This window comes from Fluviibacter sp., assembly GCF_057744235.1.
This window is the reverse complement of the sequence record NZ_JBIJFP010000014.1, coordinates 1-20,861: the sequence shown is the minus strand read 5'-3', so window position 1 is coordinate 20,861 and position 20,861 is coordinate 1. Positions and strand designations below refer to the sequence as shown.

At 53.6% G+C, this 20,861-nt stretch carries 15 protein-coding genes and 2 tRNA genes; 15 read left to right on the top strand and 2 right to left on the bottom strand.

Annotated features, from left to right (window positions below; translation table 11 throughout):
* Nucleotides 1-12 precede the first annotated feature (12 nt).
* The 11 genes from AC3GOJ_RS07705 (at nt 13) to queC (ending at nt 8,889) form a co-directional block, all read left to right on the top strand.
* Nucleotides 13-1,074, top strand: coding sequence for an AI-2E family transporter (locus AC3GOJ_RS07705; protein ID WP_488236883.1), 1,062 nt, complete (start codon nt 13-15; stop codon nt 1,072-1,074).
* Nucleotides 1,071-2,147: a Holliday junction branch migration DNA helicase RuvB gene (ruvB, locus tag AC3GOJ_RS07700; RefSeq protein WP_488236882.1), complete on the top strand. Its 1,077-nt coding sequence runs from the start codon at nt 1,071-1,073 to the stop codon at nt 2,145-2,147. The genes AC3GOJ_RS07705 and ruvB overlap by 4 nt, the downstream gene beginning before the upstream one ends.
* Nucleotides 2,148-2,157: 10 nt before the next feature.
* A complete protein-coding gene (ybgC, locus tag AC3GOJ_RS07695; RefSeq protein WP_488236881.1) occupies nt 2,158-2,583 on the top strand; it encodes a tol-pal system-associated acyl-CoA thioesterase in 426 nt (141 codons plus the stop codon).
* Nucleotides 2,580-3,260 (top strand): protein TolQ, encoded by a 681-nt coding sequence (gene tolQ, locus AC3GOJ_RS07690; protein WP_488236880.1) that lies wholly within the window; start codon nt 2,580-2,582, stop codon nt 3,258-3,260. Before ybgC ends, tolQ begins: the two co-directional genes overlap by 4 nt.
* Nucleotides 3,261-3,272: 12 nt before the next feature.
* Nucleotides 3,273-3,686, top strand: a complete 414-nt coding sequence (gene tolR, locus AC3GOJ_RS07685) for a protein TolR (protein WP_488236879.1) — start codon at nt 3,273-3,275, stop codon at nt 3,684-3,686.
* Nucleotides 3,687-3,699: 13 nt separating this feature from the next.
* Nucleotides 3,700-4,773, top strand: a complete 1,074-nt coding sequence (gene tolA, locus AC3GOJ_RS07680) for a cell envelope integrity protein TolA (RefSeq protein ID WP_488236878.1) — start codon at nt 3,700-3,702, stop codon at nt 4,771-4,773.
* Nucleotides 4,774-4,803: 30 nt separating this feature from the next.
* Entirely contained in the window at nt 4,804-6,102 is a 1,299-nt protein-coding gene (gene tolB, locus AC3GOJ_RS07675) for a Tol-Pal system beta propeller repeat protein TolB (protein WP_488236877.1), read from the top strand.
* A gap of 84 nt (nt 6,103-6,186) precedes the next feature.
* Entirely contained in the window at nt 6,187-6,711 is a 525-nt protein-coding gene (pal, locus tag AC3GOJ_RS07670; RefSeq protein ID WP_488236876.1) for a peptidoglycan-associated lipoprotein Pal, read from the top strand.
* A gap of 2 nt (nt 6,712-6,713) precedes the next feature.
* Nucleotides 6,714-7,523, top strand: coding sequence for a tol-pal system protein YbgF (ybgF, locus tag AC3GOJ_RS07665; protein ID WP_488236875.1), 810 nt, complete (start codon nt 6,714-6,716; stop codon nt 7,521-7,523).
* Nucleotides 7,524-7,529: 6 nt separating this feature from the next.
* Nucleotides 7,530-8,198 carry a 7-carboxy-7-deazaguanine synthase QueE gene (queE, locus tag AC3GOJ_RS07660; protein WP_488236874.1) on the top strand — a complete coding sequence of 223 codons (669 nt, stop codon included), beginning with the start codon at nt 7,530-7,532 and terminating at the stop codon, nt 8,196-8,198.
* Nucleotides 8,188-8,889, top strand: a complete 702-nt coding sequence (queC, locus tag AC3GOJ_RS07655; RefSeq protein ID WP_488236873.1) for a 7-cyano-7-deazaguanine synthase QueC — start codon at nt 8,188-8,190, stop codon at nt 8,887-8,889. Before queE ends, queC begins: the two co-directional genes overlap by 11 nt.
* A gap of 1 nt (nt 8,890) precedes the next feature.
* Here queC and ovoA read toward each other — a convergent pair whose 3' ends face one another.
* Nucleotides 8,891-11,017 (bottom strand): 5-histidylcysteine sulfoxide synthase, encoded by a 2,127-nt coding sequence (gene ovoA, locus AC3GOJ_RS07650; RefSeq protein ID WP_488236872.1) that lies wholly within the window; start codon nt 11,015-11,017, stop codon nt 8,891-8,893.
* A 126-nt stretch (nt 11,018-11,143) separates the two neighbouring features.
* On the opposite strand from ovoA, the gene AC3GOJ_RS07645 reads away from it, so the two are divergent.
* A tRNA-Lys gene (locus tag AC3GOJ_RS07645) sits at nt 11,144-11,219 on the top strand.
* Between the two features lie 25 nt (nt 11,220-11,244).
* Nucleotides 11,245-11,320, top strand: a tRNA-Lys gene (locus tag AC3GOJ_RS07640).
* 122 nt (nt 11,321-11,442) lie between these two features.
* On the opposite strand, the gene AC3GOJ_RS07635 is transcribed toward AC3GOJ_RS07640, so the two are convergent.
* The gene (locus AC3GOJ_RS07635) at nt 11,443-17,829 is read right to left on the bottom strand and encodes a hypothetical protein (protein WP_488236871.1); all 6,387 of its coding nucleotides are present in this window, start codon (nt 17,827-17,829) and stop codon (nt 11,443-11,445) included.
* A 683-nt stretch (nt 17,830-18,512) separates the two neighbouring features.
* Here AC3GOJ_RS07635 and AC3GOJ_RS07630 point away from each other — a divergent pair.
* Both AC3GOJ_RS07630 and AC3GOJ_RS07625 read left to right on the top strand, forming a co-directional pair.
* The gene (locus AC3GOJ_RS07630; RefSeq protein WP_488236870.1) at nt 18,513-19,952 is read left to right on the top strand and encodes a sensor histidine kinase; all 1,440 of its coding nucleotides are present in this window, start codon (nt 18,513-18,515) and stop codon (nt 19,950-19,952) included.
* Nucleotides 19,949-20,596 (top strand): response regulator transcription factor, encoded by a 648-nt coding sequence (locus tag AC3GOJ_RS07625; RefSeq protein ID WP_488236869.1) that lies wholly within the window; start codon nt 19,949-19,951, stop codon nt 20,594-20,596. Before AC3GOJ_RS07630 ends, AC3GOJ_RS07625 begins: the two co-directional genes overlap by 4 nt.
* Nucleotides 20,597-20,861 lie beyond the last annotated feature (265 nt).

Below are 20,861 nucleotides of genomic sequence, written 5' to 3'. Positions count from 1 at the left end.
AGGACATAGCGCATGTACTCCCCCGGACTACAGATCTCCCGCATCACGATCATCGCCCTGCTCATCATCGGGGTGCTGTGGGTATTGCGCCCCTTTCTATCGCCGCTGCTCACCGCCCTGATTATTGTGGTGGCCACCTGGAGTCCCTACCGCTGGCTGGTCAACAAGCTCGGCAAGCGTAAAACGCTGGCTGCTGCTCTGATGACCGTGCTGCTCACGGTGGTGATTCTGATCCCCATGTTTTTCCTGGGGGGGCAGGCGACCAAAGTGGCTGCTGTACTGGCAGAAACCGTTCGTCAGAAATTTGATGGCGGGATTCCCACGCCGCCGGAATGGCTGATCAACCTGCCTGTCGTTGGCGAGCATGCGCTGGAGTACTGGACGCACCTGACCAATGACGCCGGTGCCTCCACCGAAATTCTGCAGCGCATATATGAGCCAGCCCGCAAACTGATTACCGGCGCAGCCACAGGGATTGCCAATGGCGTACTGCAGGTATTGCTGGCCATCTTTATTGCCTTCTTTGCCTATCGCGATGGCGAACAATGGGCCCAGTGGTTGCGCAGTGCCGCGCGCCGGCTGAGTGGCGACATCGGTCTGCACATGGTCAATGTGGCCGGTAAGACCATCATCGGCGTCATGGTGGGCATTCTCGGCACAGCCGCCGCCCAGGGGCTGGTGGCCTACATTGGCTTCCGTATTGCCGGTGTCCCCAATGCCGGGCTGCTCGGTGCCGCCACCTTTATGACTTCGATGCTGCCGGCGGGCCCGGTGCTCATCTGGATGGCTGCTGCTTACTGGCTGTATGACCAGGGCCTCACCGGCTGGGCCATTTTCATGGCTGTCTGGGGCGCTGCCGGTATTAGTAGCGTGGATAACGTCGTTCGCCCGATCCTGATCGCACACACCGCCAGCCTGCCCTTTCTGCTCATCGCGCTAGGCACCTTTGGCGGCATTCTGGGATTTGGTTTTGTCGGTATCTTTATTGGCCCGACACTGCTGGCACTGGCGGTGGCCATTACCAACCAGTGGCTGAACCATCGCAACTCCCTGACCCACGCGGAGCGCATGTGATCGAGACGGATGATTTCTCGACCGCGTCCGACCGGTTGATTACCCCGACCAGCGCCTCCCGTCAGGAAGAAGCGCTGGAACGGGCACTGCGCCCAAAGCGGCTGGCCGACTACACAGGCCAGCACAAGGTGCGAGACCAGCTGGGTCTATTTATCGAAGCCGCCAAGAAACGCGGTGATGCCCTCGATCACGTCCTGCTCTTTGGCCCTCCGGGCTTGGGCAAGACCACACTAGCGCACATCATTGCGCATGAACTCGGCGTCAATCTTCGTCAGACCAGTGGGCCGGTTCTGGAACGTCCGGGTGACCTAGCCGCGCTGCTCACCAATCTGGAACCGCACGATGTGCTGTTCATCGACGAAATTCATCGTCTATCGCCCGTGGTCGAAGAGATTCTCTACCCAGCGCTTGAGGATTATCAGATCGATATCATGATCGGCGAAGGCCCTGCCGCCCGCTCAGTGAAACTCGATTTGCCGCCATTTACACTGGTCGGTGCCACCACACGCGCCGGCATGTTGACCAACCCGCTACGGGATCGTTTCGGCATCGTGTCGCGTCTGGAGTTTTACGCACCGGAAGATCTGCAGCAGATCGTGGCCCGCTCGGCCCGTCTCCTGGAAATGGCCCTGGCGGATGACGGCGCGCTGGAAGTGGCCAAGCGCTCCCGTGGCACCCCGCGCATTGCCAACCGGTTACTTCGTCGCGTCCGCGACTATGCCGAGATCCGTGCCGCCGACCATACCGGCGGCATCAACGCCCGCATTGCCGATGCCGCACTTTCCATGCTGGACGTCGACCCGGTGGGTCTGGATCTGATGGACCGCAAACTGTTACTGGCCGTCATTGAAAAATTCGGCGGCGGCCCCGTTGGCGTTGACAACCTGGCGGCGGCGATTGGCGAAGCCCGCGACACCATCGAAGATGTGCTGGAACCCTTCCTGATCCAGCAGGGCTATCTGCAGCGCACCCCACGCGGTCGCGTGGCCACCAACCGGGTCTATCACCACCTCGGCCTGCCAACGCCGGAGAGCGACACCCGCATGCCACTCTGGCAGAACGACACCCTGTGAACCCTCTGACATGATGCGCTTTCATCATCCGGTCCGCATATATTACGAAGACACCGATGCCGGTGGTGTGGTGTATTACGCCAACTACCTCAAGTTTTTCGAGCGCTGCCGAACAGAATGGCTGCGTTCGCTCGGCCATAATCAGACCGATCTCCTGGCCGCCGCCGATATCGTATTCGTCGTCAAATCGGTACACGCCGATTACAAACGGCCGGCCCGACTGGATGACAGCCTCGAAGCCGGGCTGAAACTCACGCACCTGGGCAGAGCTCAAATGCAGTTCGAGCAGTGGGTCGATCGTCTCAACGCAGACGGTACCCGCGAAACACTCGTCACCGGCGGCGTCAAGCTCGCCTGTGTCAACCTCAAGACCCTCCGACCCGTTTCTATTCCTGACTGGCTACACAGCCAACTACAACCTAGCGACGCATCATGACTCCTCCCTCCCAAGACATGTCCATCCTCAGCCTGGTATTCAATGCCGGGCCCGTCGTTCAGGGCATCATGCTCCTGCTACTCATTGTGTCCTTCATGTCGTGGTACTACATCTTCCTGAAATGGATGACAGTACGCGCCGAAAAACAAAAAACGAATCAGTTCGAACAATCGTTCTGGTCCGGCAGCAGCCTGAATGATCTTTATCAGGCCGCACTCAATGACCGACACAACGCCGGCAGCCTAGAGCGTATTTTCGAATCGGGTCTCCGTGAGTTCAATAAACTGCGTGACCAGCACACCCTGGAACCCAAAGACATTCTGGACGGTTCACGCCGCGCCATGCGCGCCACCTACCAGCGCGAACTCGACCGCATTGAATCGCACCTGGCGTTTCTGGCCTCGACCGGTTCAGTGTCGCCTTATGTCGGCCTGTTTGGCACCGTCTGGGGCATCATGCATGCCTTCCGTGGTCTAGCTAACGTCGGGCAGGCAACCCTGTCGTCCGTCGCCCCCGGTATTGCCGAAGCCCTGGTCGCCACCGCGATTGGTCTGTTTGCTGCCATTCCGGCCGTGGTGGCCTACAACCGCTTCTCATATGACATCGACCGTCTGGCCTCGCACTTCGAGTCCTTTATGGAAGAGTTTTCGAACATCCTCCAGCGTCAGATGAAGTAAGGGTGCCGCGCAATGCGTAACCGCCGTAAACTCAAAAACGAAATCAACGTCGTTCCCTACATTGACGTCATGCTGGTGTTGCTTGTGATCTTTATGGTCACGGCACCGATGATGCCGACAGGCAATATTGACCTGCCCACGGTGGGGACCGCCGCGACGCCGCCTGCCGCCCCGATTGAAGTGACGGTTCGCGAAGACCGTAGCTTGGCCATTGTCGATCGCGGCAGCAACGGCAAGGAGCAGGCCGTTTCGCTGGATCAGCTCACCAACCAGTTGCTCACCATGCAAAAAGGCAACCCGGACACCCCGGTACTGATAGCCGGTGCCAAAAATGTGCCGTACGAAGCCGTGCTGCAGGTGATGGACCAACTGCAACGCGCGCAGATCAAGCGCGTGGGCCTGCTTGTCGCACCCACGGGCAAGTAAGCGGAGCCGTTGATTGTCTTTGCCTGATTTTCTATCGCGGCTTAAATCGCTCTGGTACGGTCATCGCCTTGCCGGTGAGGGCGTGATATCGCTCGACCGTGTTGGCGAGGAAAAGCTTCGCGAACGCCGGGCGTTGATTCTGACGATTGCCATGCACCTGCTGCTGGTGCTATTCATCATCATCAGCATTGATTGGAAAAACAAAGCGCCAGAAGCCATGCAGGCCGAGATTTGGACGCCACAAGAACTGGCCGCAGCCACCGCAGCGGCGCAGCGCGAAGCACAGACCTTCGGTGACCCGGCACCGAAACCTGAGCCAGAACTACCGAAGCCTCAGCCCGAACCGCCCAAACCTGAACCGAAGCCCACTCCCAAGCCTGAGCCTAAGCCCCAACCGAAACCCGAACCAGCGCCACCCAAGCCTCAGCCTAAACCAGAGCCCGCCAAAACGCCGGCCAACCCGAAGGCCGACATCGCCATCAAGCAGGAAAAGAAAACCGAGAAAGATCCGAAGTCCAAGGATGTGAAGGACGACAAGAAACAAGACGACAAAAAGAAGCCCGATACCAAAGACACCAAGGACGATAAGAAAAAGCCCGACCCGAAAGACAATCGCAAAAAGGCGCAGGATGACTTTCTGGAAGAGCTGAAACGCGAAGAGCAGAAGCTGGCCGCCCAGAAACAGCAAGCGGCACAAAAGCAGCAGGCTGCGGCCACAGCGGATGCGCGCGCCCAGCGCGAGGCGGCGATGCGCGCCCAGGCCGGTGCTGAAGCCAAAGCGGCGGGGGCTGAACGCGCTAAAGGCGATGACCGCAGCTATCTGTCGAAGCTCAAAACCAAAATCCGTGGCAACGTCATCCTGCCACCCAATGTGCAGGGCAATCCGGCCGCGGTCTTCCGCGTGACGCAGTTGCCCTCGGGTGAGGTCATTGATGTACGGCTCATCAAATCAAGCGGCAACCAACAGCTGGACACGGCCGTTGAACGCGCCATCCGTAAATCTTCCCCGCTTCCGGTCCCTGAAGGACGATCCCCGGATCGGGTGATCGACATCACCTATCTGCCCTTCGAGAAACCCCCCACCTGATCCGCAGACCCTACCGCTTATAATCCCGCCATGAATCTGCTTACTTTCTTCTCCCGAAAAACCCGCGCCGCCCTGGCCCTGGTCTCTCTGATCGCCCTGGCCGCCCCGGTCAGCGCGCAGCTGAACATTGAAGTGGTTGGTGCCGGTATGCAACGCATTCCGGTGGCCGTCCCTAATTTCGGCGGCGACGAAGGGCTAGGCAAAGAAATTGCCACCGTTGTGCGCAATGACTTGGCCAGTACGGGTCTCTTCAACATCGTCAACACCGATACGCTGGTCGCCGAAGAAAACAGCGCCGTCGATTTCAATACCTGGCGCACCCGTGGTGCCGATGCGCTGGCGACGGCCAGCGCAGCCCGCCCTGGCGGCCAGATTGAAGTGCGTGTGCGCGTGGCCGACATCGTGAAGCGCGGCACACTGGGCAACACCGTCGTCACCGTGCCGGGCAATAGCGCCCGCCTGGCCGGTCACAAAGTCGCCGACTTTATCTACCAGAAGCTGACCGGTCAGCCCGGCTACTTCTCGTCGCGGATCGCCTATGTGCTGAAACAAGGTAATGGCCCTGCAGCCCAATACCAGCTGATTGTGGCCGATGCCGATGGGCAGAATCCGGTGCCCGTCTTCAAATACAACCAGCCGATTATCTCGCCGGCCTGGTCGCCCGATGGCAGCAAGCTGGCCTATGTGTCTTTCGAGAAGAGCAAACCCGTCATTTTTGAGCAGACGCTCAAAACCGGCGCGCGTCGTGCCGTCGCCAGCTTCCGTGGCTCGAACTCCGCTCCGGCCTGGTCGCCCGATGGCAGCCGCCTGGTGGTAGCTCTCTCCCGCGAGGGCGGCACTCAGTTGTACAGCATTGCACTGACCACCGGTCAGGCAACGCGTATCACCAACACCTCCGGTATTGATACCGAGCCGTCTTTCTCGCGTGATGGTCAATGGATCTATTTCACTTCGGATCGGGGCGGCAGCCCCCAGATCTACCGCATGCCGGCCAATGGGGGCAGCGCCCAGCGCGTGACCTTTGATGGCAACTACAACGTCTCGGGCCGCCCCTCGCCAGATGGTCGCTCCCTGGCATTCATCACTCGTCGGGATGGCGGCTTCCGTGTCGCCACGCTGGATCTGGCCACACGCCAGGTTACCGTGCTGACCGATTCCCAGCGTGATGAATCACCGACATTCGCCCCCAACGGCCAAATGATTCTGTACGCCACCATCCTGGGAGGGCGCGGTGTTCTGGCGGCTGTTTCGGCCGACGGACAGATTCGCCAGCGCCTTTCGGCCGTCAATGGCGATGCCCGCGAACCGGCCTGGGGGCCCAATCGCTAATCAACTATTAAGCCTCGGCATGGAAAATGCTTCTGTCTCAAGGGCTTAATCGCTTACAATTCTGAAAACCTTTCGGAGCAACTCATGCAAACCATCTCCCGCAAACAATTCATCCGCCTGGTGCCTGCGCTAGCAGTGGCCCTGCTGACCGCCTGTAGCTCGACCCCGGACAACAGCTCGGACCTAGCAACGGTGGATGCCACCGGCACCTCGGGTATCCCGAAACTGTCGGCTGCCGCCCTGGCCAAACTGCGCGATCCGAACAGCCCGCTGTCCAAGCGTAGCGTGTTCTTTGACTACGACCAGTACGACGTCAAGGGTGAGTACAAGAACCAGCTCCAGGCACATGCCAAGTTCATCGCTTCCGAACCGAACGCCCGCGTTCTGATTCAGGGTAACACCGATGATCGCGGTAGCCGTGAATACAACCTGGCTCTGGGTCAACGCCGTGCCGATGCCGTGAAGAAGCAGCTCGTCCTGATGGGCGCACCGGAATCGCAGATCGAATCCGTGAGCCTGGGCAAGGAAAAACCGAAGGCCCTAGGTGATAACGAAGCCGCCTGGGCCGAGAACCGTCGCGCCGACATGCTCTACAACGGCGAATACTAATCATGATGCGGTCTCTTCCGGCGGCGCTGGCCGCCGCCGGTTTGCTGTGTGCATTGCCGGCGCAGGCAGGTCTGTTTGACGATGATGTCGCCCGCAAACAAGTAAGCGATCTTCAGAAAACGACCAGTCAGACACTGATCGATCAGACGCGTCAGATTGACCAACTCAACCGTGAGGTGGCCGAGCTGCGCGGACAGATCGAGGTGCTCGTGAACCAGATCGGTGAGCTGGACAAACGCCAGAAGGATTTCTATCTGGATCTGGATAATCGTCTGCAGAGCATCGAAGCAGGTAAAGGCAAAGCCGTTGCCAAACCGGCAGCTGTCGTCCCTGACAGCAAGCTGGCTGACAAAGCTGACCTGAAGACCGACAGCAAGGCCGAGACCAAATCAGAGAATAAAGCGGACGCCAAGGCCGATAGCAAGCCCGCTGCCGATGATCCGGCTGCCGCCCTGAAAGCCTATGAGGCAGCGCTGGGCTTGTTCAAGGCCGGCAAATACAAGGACGCGGCTGCCGCCTTCGACAAGTTCGGCAAGAACTTTGGTGACAGCGAACAGGCTCCTGCAGCGCAGTTCTGGCTGGGTAACAGTTATTACGCCCTTGGCGAGTGCAAGCAAGTGATTAGTTCGCAGCAGAAGCTGCTGGCGAAATGGCCGAAGAATACGCGGGCACCGGATGCGATGGCGAATATCGCCAACTGCCAGGCTGAGCTGGGCCAGAAAGCCGAGTCGCAAAAGACGCTGAAGGATCTGGTGGCCAGATACCCGGAGTCCAAGGCTGCCGGTGCTGCAAAACAGCAACTGAAGAAATAAACGGGCATGGCGGATCAGCGTGACGCGAATCGTGAAACAACGGTTCGCCTGACCGAAATATTTTTTTCACTGCAGGGTGAAGCGGCACGTTCTGGTTTACCCACGGTATTCATACGACTGACCGGCTGCCCGCTGCGCTGTACCTGGTGCGACACCGAATACGCGTTCACTGGCGGCACCCTCACCGACATTGATGCCGTGCTGGCAGAAGTGGCCAAATACCCAACGCGCTACGTCTGCGTGACTGGCGGCGAACCCCTGGCCCAAAAGAACTGTCATCCGCTCCTGACGGCTTTGTGTGATGCCGGTTATGACGTCTGCCTAGAAACCTCCGGCGCGCTGGATATCCAGTCAACGGACTCCCGCGTGGCGCGGATCATGGATCTGAAAGCGCCCGGTTCCGGTGAGTGCGAGCGTAACCGCCTCAGCAATATTGCCGATCTGCGTGCCACCGACGAAGTTAAAGTTGTTCTGGCCTCGCGGGCCGACTTTGACTGGGCCGCCGAGATGATCCGCACGCACGGATTAACCAACCGCTGTGACGTGGTGCTGTCACCGGTTGCCGGCCAGCTCAACCCCACCGATCTCGCCGACTGGATTCTGGCGGAAGGCCTGCCGGTCCGTTTTCAGATTCAGATGCACAAACTCCTGTGGAGCGACGCCCGTGGCAAGTAACGATCTCATTGCGCCGCCGGCTGTGGTGCTTCTATCCGGGGGGCTCGACTCGGCCACCACGCTGGCCATTGCCGGGGATCAGGGCTTTGCCTGTCATGCCATCGCCTTTGATTACGGCCAGCGCCATCGCGCCGAACTCGACGCCTCGCTGCGTCAGGCCAAAGTGCTGGGCGCATTAACGCATCGCGTGGTGCATGTGGACATGAACCAGTTTGGTGGTTCCGCACTCACCGACCTTTCGATGGATGTTCCGAAAGCACATAGCCAAGCGGGCATTCCCAGCACCTACGTCCCGGCGCGCAACACGGTGATGCTGTCGCTGGCCCTGGCCCTGGCCGAAACACTGCAAAGCCGTGACATCTTTCTCGGAGTCAACGCCGTCGATTACTCCGGTTATCCGGATTGTCGCCCCGAGTACATCGCCGCCTTTGAACAGATGGCCAATCTGGCCACCAAGGCTGGCGTGGAAGGCACCCGCTTCCGCATTCATGCACCCCTGATTGACATGAGCAAAGCCGAGATCATTCGTACCGGTACCGCACTGGGCGTGGACTACAGTCTGACCGTTTCATGTTACCAAGCGACGCCGGAAGGCCGCGCCTGCGGCCACTGCGACTCCTGCGCCCTGCGTGCCGAAGGCTTTGCCGCTGCCGGCATCCCGGATCCGACGCCCTACGTCAGCCAGGCCTGACTCAGCGTCGCTCCCAGCAAGTGAGTTGCGCCACCGTATGCTGGAACTTACGTGCCGTTTCACGGATCACAAAAGGCACGTCCTGCGGTTCACCGATGGGCATGAAATCTTTGGCCAGTAATTCATGTAATGCATCGAGCGTCGTATAACGCTCGCCCCCCTGTTTAAAACCACCCAGCCAACGATCCCGCGGTGTATGTTCATTGAGCCAAGTATACGGCGACGTCAGCACCAGCACGCCTCCCGAGACGATGCGCTGCCCGATCTCTGCCAAAAACTTTTTCGGGTCATACAAGCGATCAATCAGATTTGCGGCCAGCACCAGATCAAAGCCCGTCAGGGCGCTCTTCAGATTGCAAGCATCGCCCTGCCAGAAGGATACTCGATGAGCACTCTCGGCGTAGCCCATTGCCGCCAGCGACACCTCACGGAAAGACTGCAGTTCGCCCTCATCCGTCAGCGCGTACCGCACCAGGCCATCATGCACCAAAGCATCCGCCAAGTTGATAAAGCGCGCAGAGAAATCAACACCGGAGACTGATTCGAAGCCACCCTGTGCCAGCGCAAAACTACTCCGCCCTACGGCACAACCGATATCCAGTGCCCGACCACGCGGCCGTCCTTGTGAAACCGCCAGCGCAATTTGCGCCACCCGCTCGGGGAAATTAGGGACATCAAAATAGGAGGCCCCAAAATGAAACTCGGCATACTGGGCTAGCAAGGCATCATCTTCATAGCGCGATACCTGCGGCAATAACGGTGCTTCGCCGACCACATAACGGAACCCCGCGTGCTGGAAGAAATGCCGGCGGAACGCATAACGCGACTCGCGCAATGCCTCATTGCCGCAGGAAATCCAGCTGCCCCCTTTGATCAGATTGTGGCGCTCATCAAAGGTCGGTATTGAAAAATCATCGTAGAGCGGATGGGCTTCGAAACCAGCAAAAGGATAAATCGGCGTACAGGTCCATTGCCACGCATTACCTACAACATCGTAAAAATCACCATGAGCAAACTGGTCCACAGGCGCCGCGCTACAACCACCTGCCAGCCGTCGCTGAGCAGGTGTCTCGGTATGAATTTGCGCGACGTCATACAGCCGGTACCACTCGTCTTCCGTGGGCAACCGAACCGGCAAGCCGGTTTCGGCGGCCTTCCAGCGGCAGAAGGCTTCTGCCTCATGGCAATTCACCTCCACCGGCCAATCCCATGGCATCGGCACTTCCTCACACATCAGCCGTAACCACCAGGCACCATCCCTCTGAATCCAGAAGCTCGGGTTAACCGCGTTAACAAACGTACGCCAGCCCAACCCTTCTTCACTCCAGAATCGATCATGCATGTAAGCGCCAGCACTCACAAAGGCCAGATATTCAGCGTTGGACACCAGCATTCGGCTTGCCTGAAAGGCCGGTACCTCAGAACGATGCTCACCGTACTCGTTATCCCAACCATACTGGTGTGCATCCTGGTGCGGGCTACCTTTACCAATCACAACTTCGCCACCGTCCACGGATACCAGACTATTCAACGGCACATTCGCCAAAGGCTTGGTCGACAGCGCACCCGGCCGCCAATCCGGCTGAGTGACCACATGGTCTAGCTGATGTTGGCGTATCAACACAGACGAGGTTTCAAGGTGAATCAATTCATGTTCGATGCCCATGACGATGGCCCACCAGGGATTGTCCCAACTCATAGGACCTTGCCACGGCGACTCTTGAATGACTCGTAGGACCAAGTTGCGCACGACATCACGATAGGCACGCACGTCACTCACCGCTGGCCAATCATAGTGCGCGTCGTTCAGGTCATCCCAACTCATCTCATCAACACCAACGGCGAACATAGCTTCGAATGCAGGATTGATGCGGGTGTCAATGAGCTTGGCCAAAAGCAACTTGTTCACAAAAAACGTTGCGGTGTGACCATAATAAAAAATTAGCGGGTGACGAAGCGTAATCGGCTTCTCGTAATATGCCTTGTCCGAAGCCAGACAGCCAAAGAGCGACTCGTAACGATCCATGCACTCCGTGAAGTAAGCCGCCAAACGGGCTCTAGTAGCCGTCTCATCAAGCCCACACCAATCTGGCGAAACGGGAAAAGGATGCGCATTCGGGTTAGTCATGAGGCCAGTCTTTCTGTTTAACACTTGTTTTGTCTAGGACAAATAAAGATGTCATTGTATGCCATAGCGACAAATTGACGAACAACTTCTTAAACACTATAATCTTGCCTCTTCGTGGTGCCCTGGGGGTTGGTAGCTCAGTCGGTAGAGCAGCGGACTTTTAATCCGTTGGTCGTGGGTTCGAATCCCACCCAACCCACCAAGTATTACGAAGAAAGTTGTGCCGGGGGTCGTTAGCTCAGTTGGTAGAGCAGCGGACTCTTAATCCGTAGGTCGAGTGTTCGAGTCACTCACGACCCACCACTACTCTTAGCTTTATGTAGTGGCCCCGTCAGGAAATCAGCAAAAACATCTAACCGCCCATGAGGCGGTTTTTTGTTGCATGGGAAGTTACCAAACAGCTCACTTGATACCGAAGACTGCACCTAGAATCTGTAATTTACCTTGGCAGTGCCGTTCTGGCCGACGAATCCCTGGCCGGCTTGCGCACTGTATTCAAGCTTCACATCGACCTTTTCGCCACTAAATACCTGAATGCCCGCATTGGCATTAAACAATGCACTAGGTGCTTGCGCACTAATCTGATAGGTGCCGCTATTGGCGCCGACAATCGATGCCGCAATATTGGTTGTGTTGTTGGTGATAAACATAGCACCAGCCGACACGAAAGGACGGATCCAGGCATCTTTCTTGGATTCGAGATTGATCCTGCCGCCTACTTCAACCATCGGTGAGGCCATAAAGTTAAAGCTGTTCTGGGTGTTGTACTGAAGCGGCACACCTTGTGCAGATCCGTTCTCTTGATACGATGGCGTATGAATCCACAGACCGTCCAGATCCAGATAGGGTTTGATATAGGTGTTTCGCGGCAGATTAAACTGATAGGCGTTTCTTGCTCTCACCCCGCCGTAATAGGCATTGCTGTGAGAGGTCATGTTGTAGCCCTGCCCTGTAAAGAAGTCGGTGGTGTACCGATTATTGGACTGGCTTGCTACGCCAAAAGCGCCTGATACACCTAAGTAGTAGTCACCAACGATTTTTTTAATGCCTAGAGACACATCACCCACATTAGCCGTTGCGCCAAAGTTGGTTGAGGAAGAATTGGTTTGGCCAAAACGTGCTGACGCCCCAAAAAAGGTGTCGGATGCTATTCTCAACTGCGTACCGAGTGAAAAAGTGTTGTCGTTGACACGATAGCCAACGTTGTTATCCGAGTACGCCTGACGCATCTGACCGCCATTGAACTTACCCCAAACGCATTCCGTTTCGCCATAAATTGTGCCGTTTTGTTCAAAGGTAGGACAACTCAACGCATTGCCCAACATGGCATTACCGGTCATTACAATCGTTTGCGACTGAATGGTTTGGGCAGCACCATTTAGCGTATTCAATGCACCATTGAGATTGGCCGCAGCCCCATTCGAAACGAGGCTGCCGAGTGCATTATTAACCCCTGCATCACCCGCGTTGTACCCATTAACAACGTAATTAAGGAAGTTCTGCTGGTTTTTGTTAAATGAATATCCTGCTGGAGAGGCATTTAACCCCTGATACTGGGCTGACAAATTATTCCCGTTCTGTTGCAAGCTCCAAGTCACCAATGGGGAAGTGTCACTTATCGAAATGGGTGTTGCATTCACACCATCTGCACTAGCCAGGTATCCACCTTGAGCAGTCAGAACTAAGTTTGTTGATCCCTTTGTAGGGAGTATGTTGCTATCCACGCGATTCATCTGAAAACTACCGCCTTGCAACATGGTCCCTGCACTCACACTATCAGCCACGATCTTCACAAAATCGTTTGAACCTGAAGTGGTATTGACATCAAAATACGTCCTACCTGTTGAAAAGTGTTTGTAAGAACCGTAGATATCAGTTTCACCGATAGCGCCAACACCGGCTACGTACACCTTGCCGTAATTTTTAAAGCTGTTGTTGGATGTCGTAATGTCTCCAGTAGCATTTGTAGTTCCGATGTTAATTATCGAGCCTCCAGGACCAAGTGCTAAGCCCCCAGAAATATATCCATTGTTATTAAGCACGGCAAAACCATCGGTAGCAACAATTGCATTGTTACCACTGGGTACTGTAATGGAAGCATTTTGTCCAAGATATAAATTGTTGGGCGTAGATGAAGTATTCGAACCACCAGAAATTATAATCCCAGTATTCGCCTTTATTGCCCCAAAAACAAGTACGGTAATAATGTCTCTACCATAAGTGCTCTCAGCATTACCAGAACTCTGCGCAAAAATGCCTACCGTACCACCTTTATTTCCATTATCAATAATAGATCCATTTACTGTCACAAATACTTGATTGCCTGAGCCCGCCACTGTGCCTGAGCCGGCAGAAGTATTTTGCGTAGTGGTGGCCCCATTTACAGAGGCAATACCACCACCCCCACCTATAGACTGGGCGACTACGCCAATTTGGTTGGGCCCATACATAGTTATGTTGCCATTCACCGTAGGGCCGACGTATCCCCCTCCGGCAGCAGTATTTATATTTGTTCCTGTGTTAATTAACGGTGATGAATAGCTGGTAACCGACATGGGGTTAAAAGCATTGGGATCACCCAGGTAGCCGCCTCCGCCACCAATAGATTGCGCCAAAATTCCGATGGCGCCCTGGGCACTTTGATTTAGGTTGATGTTACCGTTAGCGTTCACAATAACATTAGCCCCTCCAGTACCATTTGAAGTTCCCGCTAGCGGTAATGTAGCACTCGAAATATTTGCCGCATTAGCTAGAATAAGACCTCCTCCGCCACCAATACTTTGAGCTGCAATACCAATCGATCCTGAGCCGTTAATATTGATCGTGTCATTGGAATTGACGGTGACTGAACCCCCATTTGATGCAAAGGTAGATGAGCCTGGCGAGGGATTAATTGACAGGGCCATAGATTGCCCCCCGTTAATAAAACTAATTGGTGTTGTAGTGCCCGGAGTCATGGCTGTATTAGTAAAGCAAGCACTTGCGCTAGCGCTCAGGCCATTGTTTGTACAGCCTCCAGAAGCAATACCACCTCCGCCGCCGATTGATTGGGCAAGGAGTCCAACTGCGTTATCGCCATAGGTTGTAATTGAAGCGGAAGAAGAGCTTCCATTTCCATAATTAACGGTACCTCCAGAACCAATGGCAGGCTGTGAAGATGTGGTTCCAAGGGCAAGGTTAAATCCGCCACTCACCCCACCATGCACTGATGCAGAACCAGTAAAACCAGTATTGGCAGCAATAGATCCATCGGCCCCAATACCACCACCACCGCCAATACTTTGAGCTACAACACCGTGAGAACCATATCCCGCTGTAACAATACTTCCTGATTGCGTAATGTTTACGGTATTACCCGTACTAGAAGTGCCACCACTACCACCAACATTAACCCCAGCTTCAAAAGTTAATCCCTTAAGCACCCCAAGGCCAATGCCCCCTGAAAGAGAAGAGCCCACAGCAGAACTACCGCTCATAACAGAGCCACCGGTACCACCACCGCCACCGATCGATTGAGCAAGGATGCCAAAGGATCGATGTCCTAGGGTTTGTATATTCCCAGAGTTAGTCACATCCACCACACCAGCCGTTCCCCCTGCACCACCCGTTCCACCAACACCCACCGTCGCAACATAACTCATAGGAGGGGTGGTGCTACTTGCAGAGAAGTATTTATATATATTCTTCCACGTTAAGATGGCGTCGATCGATGTGCCAACAACCGCAAACGGACTACTAATCAGATTTGCAGTTGGGTCAGAACTGCCACCCATACCACCGCCCCCTGAGATGGATTGCGCAACGATCCCATGCGAATCTCCACCAATTGCAATATTGTTATTACTAGGAAACACAATTGAAGCGCCAGTACTAATGTTTCCACTATTGGTAACAGTTACTGAGCCCGCATTACCGCCACTGCCACCGTTACCTCCAACAGCGATATTGGCATCAATACTTCCGGAGGTTCCGAGCACACCAGCGTTTCCGCCGACTCCGCCACCGCCACCAATAGATTGCGCTGTGATTGCGGAACTGTTTGTTCCATAGGTAGTAAAACCGCCAACACTAGTTATGTTAACGGTGCCACCTGCCCCTCCACCACCACCATTACCGCCAACGCCAATCGATGGGGTAATTGTAATTTCACCGCCAGCACCTCCTGGTTGCGTGCTATTACCAATGCCGCTAATCCCACCGCCGCCGCCAATGCTCTGCACAAGAATGCCACTTGCATTATGGCCATAAGTACTAATTGAAGAATTTATTAGATTCGCAACGGACACTGTACCGCCATCACCAGAAGCAGAGCTAGATCCGCCAACACCGACTGCAAGCTCAATACTGACTTCAGGTATTCCAACGGTACTGGCTCCAGCACTGGCATCTCCACCATTACCGCCGCCACCGCCAATGGATTGGAGGGCTATTGCGTGAGAGTTGGTGCCAATAGTATTAATATTTCCGCTGTTTTGGAAATACACACTACCTCCGTTCCCGGTTACGCCCCCTGAGCCACCAATAGAGGATGTAAATGCAATGGCTGGAAGTTCCGGATCAGGAGATGCCGCTATAGATTTAGCTAAAGAACTGCCGGCATTACCGCCGCCGCCGCCAATGCTTTGCGCCAGAACGCCAATCGCATCGTTGCCATTTGTAGAGATGTTGGCAGCATTAATTATAGGTGTAGAGTTGGAACCAATAGCTCCGCCAGCACCACCAGATCCACCCGTTCCGCCAACCGCTACTGCACTGGCAAAAACAATACCGGCGGCATAACTACTCGCAGCGCCACCAACGCCACCGCCACCACCAATAGATTGCAAAAGCACGCCTTGTGATTGATCGCCAGACGTTGCGATCATCCCGTAGTTAGCAAAATTAACCGACCCACCGACCCCACCCTGGCCACCGGTTCCACCGATGCTGGTGGCATTAAAAATACCATATGCCTTATTGTAGCCACCATTACCGCCCCCACCACCGATGCTGTGGGCAACCACGCCTGCCGAGTAATCACCGTAGGTATTAACATAACCTTGAATAGGTTGGCCAGCTACGCCGTTGGTAACGCTCACTGCGCCCGCATTACCACCAGAACCACCGGCTCCGCCGACAGCAACAAACCCACCAGCCCCACCAGCACCATTGCCACCACCGCCACCAATCGATTGAGTCAAGATGCCGTGGGAGCCATCATTCGATGTGTTTACGGTGCCTGTATTGTTTACGGTTACGTTACCGCCAACACCGCCAGCCCCGCCATTATCTCCAACTTGAGCTACAGAATACGCACCTCCTGCATGACCTCCACCACCACCAATGGATTGCGCCAGAATACCAATAGCAGTTTCTCCGCCGCCACCAGCAATACCAGTTACAACGGATCCGGAATTGCTTACCGTAGTTGTGCCACCATTGGCGGTATAGGTTCCTGAATTATTGCCAACAGTAGTGCCGGCAATTAAGTCAGCCGTTTGAATTTGTGTTTTTGGATTGGTGATAACGTTAGAGGAATAAACGGGGTTTGCCAAATTGGAAATCAAACCACCATCACCGTTTGCAGCGGCGATAATACCGGCTGTACCTTGGCCAGCGACAGTAATGGCCCCACTATTATTGTTAACGCTAGCGGAACCACCGTTAGAATTTAAGGAGTTGGCAGATGCTCCATTCCCCATGTAGTATTTGCTTGAGGTCGCAGAACTATTACTAAAAATGCCGCTATTACCAATGCTTAATGCGGCAATTCCATAGCTTGATGTTCCGTATGCAGAAATTGCTCCAGAATTGGTAATCTGCACAGCCCCACCAGTACCAGCAGTTGTAAAGCCATTTGCCATGTTTGATAGCGGCGATGTCATCCATCCAGGAGAGCTCAAAGCGAAGATTCCACTTGACACTAAAGAGCTGGTAGAGCCTGGCGATCCAACAACAATATTTGCTGTGTTTTGAACGGTGACATTGCCTGGGGACACAGTAGAGCCAGCAGCAGGCATAGTTGGAGGTAAGATGATCTGTTGACCAGTGCTTACTGCAAAAATTCCAAATGAATGCTGGCCAACTAAATTCATATTGCCTGAATTAGTAACATTCACGTTTCCACCAACACCTGAGGCTTGGGCCTGTGTAAACCATAATCCGGAGGTATCCACCGGCTGAGAGGGATCTATTTGCGGCGCACCACCAATACTTGCAGCAACAATCCCCATATTACTTGCGCCCCAGCTGTTGATGGAGCCAGAGTTTTGGACACTCACATCGCCACCATTACCATTTACTCCAGTCCATAAAGCAAGGGTATTAGAGTTATAGTAAGAAGGGGTGAGTTGGTATGAAGGACTATTGTTAACCTGCATTCCACAGCAAACAGCACCAGCGGCGCCATTAGAGACGGCGGTAATACCATTAAATTGAGCATTAATTAGCGCAGTTGATGAACCGATGGTGATATTGGCGCTATTAGCGACAGTGACTTGACCGCCATTTCCCCCATTACCAACCGTTGCATCCTTGGGTTGCTGTCCATATGGATAAATTGCTGTGGGTGTTCCAGCATTTGAAAGCACGACAATTGCGCTAGCGTTTGGTTGCCACGGTATATTGGTAACCACACCAGTGGGTGATCCATATAAATTGAAAGTACCGCCGGTCACTGCCACATTCAGATTGCCACCATTTCCTCCAGAGTAACCAACAGGACTACTGGTGTAGTATCCATTGGTTGAGCTAGATCCATCGCTTATGACGCTGATAACGGCCCCAGGTCCTTGTGTATACGTCGGACCAGAGGGTCGATAAGGGTCTTGCATTGATCCACCAATGTATCCAGCTCCATTTATAGTTGCTGAACCCCCCGTACTGGAACTAAAGTTAATATTTGGGCCGTTAGATCCTACAGTGCCCGCCCCTCCACCATAACCAGTGACATTAATAAAATACTGACCACCGACTCCAGCTCCCCCAGTACCACTACCTTGGGTACCATCTGAGCTGGAAACCGCAGCATTAATGGTATTAACAGAAGTCGAAGGATTGGCTGGAACTAAGGAAAAGCTTCCAAGTTGATTACCTGTCGCTGCGCTAGCAGCGCTTGTCGAATCAAGAGTCCAACTATCAGTGCCATTACTAATCCATGATTGAGCAAAAACACTGTTGACTATGAATATAGCGGACAGAAAAAAAAGTTTTGTGTTTAGGCTATTTATCACATCGAACTCCAATCAACTATGCAAAGACCCGGTGTTGATAATTCAAAGAACCACTACGGTAGGATTTAATGCACACTGCATTTCTGCCAAGACAACCCATGCTGGTAGGTTAGAGCATTGTGGTAGTAGACATCCTATGGGTTGCGCGAGATCAGTACTACGTACCCAGGTACAGTTCCTCCATCAATGCAACATCTTTATAATCGACGGTTTCTAGCGGCGTGTGCTGGCTGCCAAGCTGGACATCTCTCTGCCCTAACTGTCCTCAAGGCATTATCCAACGAATGAACCCGCTCATCTCCCTGTCCGTTTTATACTTCTTTGTGACGGTCGGCTCGGCGAGCATTCTTTATTTTTCCTTCAAAGAGCAAATCGATACATCCGGAAGATTCTTCCTGCTTGCAGAGGTGATCACGCTCCCTATGGTGGTGTTGTTCGCCTTGATCAACACAAACGCCGACTACCAGCAGCCGGTGATATTTTTCTTCAGCAACCTGATGGGGCTTTGCGCAGAGGTAGCCATTCTATTTAGCATCCATGCGCTAACTCGAGCGGTACGAATTGAAAAATTTGTGATGCTGCTAACGCTGTGTGCAGCCTATTGCTTATTCATGGAGTTCTGTCGGATAGTTATCGACCCCAATCTCCCCACCCTTTTATATGCCATCGTTTCGTGTGGATTAGCTTTAAGCACCTATGCCGCTTATAAATCCAGCGCTGGCATTGAGATTTCAAAAAATCTATTCCTGAAATGGATCGGCGCCATAGAAATTGGTCTCACGTTATTTGCGCTGACAAGAATTGCAAGTTACTTTTTGGGTGCCCCAATTAAGCCGCATGGCCCGACAACGCTTATCGCCTCTTTTTATGCGTTTTATGTCGGCCTTTGTATTTTTCGGTACGTTGCCTATCAATCCCTCCGGATTAGCTGGATGGACCCCAGGACCCACAAAGCAAACATCCTCAATAGAGATCTGGCTAGGGCAATTGAAGAAAAGGATCAACTCTTGCGAGGCTTGATCGCTTCGAACCGTGTCATAGGCATTAGTTCCCTGGCGAGCTCTCTTGCCCATCAACTGAGTCAGCCGCTTACAGGCATCGCTCTGCAAACAGAGACTGTTAAGAGAAACCTCTTGGAGTCAGGCCAAAACCCAAGCTTTGTCATACCACTCAATAAAATCTCTGATCAACTGGGTAAATTATCTGATCTTGTAAATAATCTACGTCAGCTCTTTACGTCACGTAATGACGAATTTCACCCCATAAACCTACAGCAGATCACCCATGAAATTCTTGAAATCATTGAGCCAACCCTGAAAGCCAAAAGGATTGCATTGCTAAAGTCAATCTCATCAAATCCGGTTGTTTATGGAGACAAGATCCAACTTCAGCAGGTCTTAATTAATCTCTTCAACAATGCTACTGACTCAATCACTGAATCCGAATCAACTCTTAAAGAAATTAGATTAGCCATTTCCCAGGACACAGAATTCGCAAAACTATCGATCGAGGATAGCGGGACCGGTATCAATCCTGCACTTTTGCCTACCCTATTCGATCTTTATAACACGACAAAAAAAGAGGGGTTAGGGGTTGGCTTATGGCTAAGCAAAACCATTCTGGACAAACACCAGGGTGGCATTACCGCCTCCAATGGCATCTATGGCGGCGCCATTTTTGAAATTAAAATCCCCCTGGCGCGAGAAGGCATCATCCATTCATGAAGAACGCTAGAGTCATTATCGTCGACGACGAGTCAGATATTCGTGAGGGATTGCAGGACTGGCTATCCCGCGACTATCTCGTGCGCACTTTTGATTCTGCCGAATCATTTTTAAGCGCATTCAATGACTTTGAATTTGAAGACGGGATCCCCTCCTGCATTCTCCTGGATTTCCAGATGCCGGGGATGACAGGGGTTGAACTACAAACCAACCTTAAGCTGATGAATGTGGCGTTTCCCATTATCTTCATGAGTGGCAATGCCCATCAGGCGGACATTATCGATGCATGGCATGGTGGGGCTATAGATTTCATGCTTAAGCCGTTCACTGCAAATCAAGTCAGCGATAAGCTTGCTAGCTTATTCGATTCCACCCATGCAAATAGTGAAGTCACTAGCCGAGGGATTGGCAATGAAAAAATTATTGACATTCCGATCAGCCAGAGAGAGGCGCAAGTCTTATTGTTGCTCGGCCAAGGGCATCAACAAAACGAGGTTGCTCAAATGCTGGGCCTATCTCTTAGAACGGTGAAGATGTACCGCACCTTCTTAAAAAACAAGCTCAATCTGAATACGCTTATGGAGCTGGCTCGCTACCATGATGAACACCGTCAATCTATCTTAAGAATTGTAGAAGGCACCTAAATCCCAGTCTCTACGTCAGAGTCACCGAATACCGTAAGCATTAAATCTCAGGCCGCCCTCAGATTTTAGGTAACCGCCGCCCCTGCTCTTCCATCTCACTAAACATACGTTGCATTGCCTGATCCTCTTCATACGAGGGGGGAGGGTGTCCTGAATTTTGTGTAAACGGTCATTTGGCAGGAAACTGCCGTATTGACCGGAGGCACCATGAGCAGCAAGAAACACGACGTACCTGAAGCATTACTCACATCTTTACTGGCGAACT

Excerpts from the sequence above, each read along its gene's own strand:
- AC3GOJ_RS07705 (WP_488236883.1), top strand. The coding sequence starts at position 13 with ATGTACTCCCCCGGACTACAGATCTCCCGCATCACGATCATCGCCCTG.
- AC3GOJ_RS07630 (WP_488236870.1), top strand. The coding sequence starts at position 18,513 with ATGAACCCGCTCATCTCCCTGTCCGTTTTATACTTCTTTGTGACGGTC.
- AC3GOJ_RS07635 (WP_488236871.1), bottom strand. The coding sequence starts at position 17,829 with ATGCAAGACCCTTATCGACCCTCTGGTCCGACGTATACACAAGGACCT.
- tolB (WP_488236877.1), top strand. The coding sequence starts at position 4,804 with ATGAATCTGCTTACTTTCTTCTCCCGAAAAACCCGCGCCGCCCTGGCC.
- pal (WP_488236876.1), top strand. The coding sequence starts at position 6,187 with ATGCAAACCATCTCCCGCAAACAATTCATCCGCCTGGTGCCTGCGCTA.
- tolR (WP_488236879.1), top strand. The coding sequence starts at position 3,273 with ATGCGTAACCGCCGTAAACTCAAAAACGAAATCAACGTCGTTCCCTAC.
- ovoA (WP_488236872.1), bottom strand. The coding sequence starts at position 11,017 with ATGACTAACCCGAATGCGCATCCTTTTCCCGTTTCGCCAGATTGGTGT.
- AC3GOJ_RS07625 (WP_488236869.1), top strand. The coding sequence starts at position 19,949 with ATGAAGAACGCTAGAGTCATTATCGTCGACGACGAGTCAGATATTCGT.
- queE (WP_488236874.1), top strand. The coding sequence starts at position 7,530 with ATGGCGGATCAGCGTGACGCGAATCGTGAAACAACGGTTCGCCTGACC.
- ybgC (WP_488236881.1), top strand. The coding sequence starts at position 2,158 with ATGATGCGCTTTCATCATCCGGTCCGCATATATTACGAAGACACCGAT.
- tolQ (WP_488236880.1), top strand. The coding sequence starts at position 2,580 with ATGACTCCTCCCTCCCAAGACATGTCCATCCTCAGCCTGGTATTCAAT.
- ybgF (WP_488236875.1), top strand. The coding sequence starts at position 6,714 with ATGATGCGGTCTCTTCCGGCGGCGCTGGCCGCCGCCGGTTTGCTGTGT.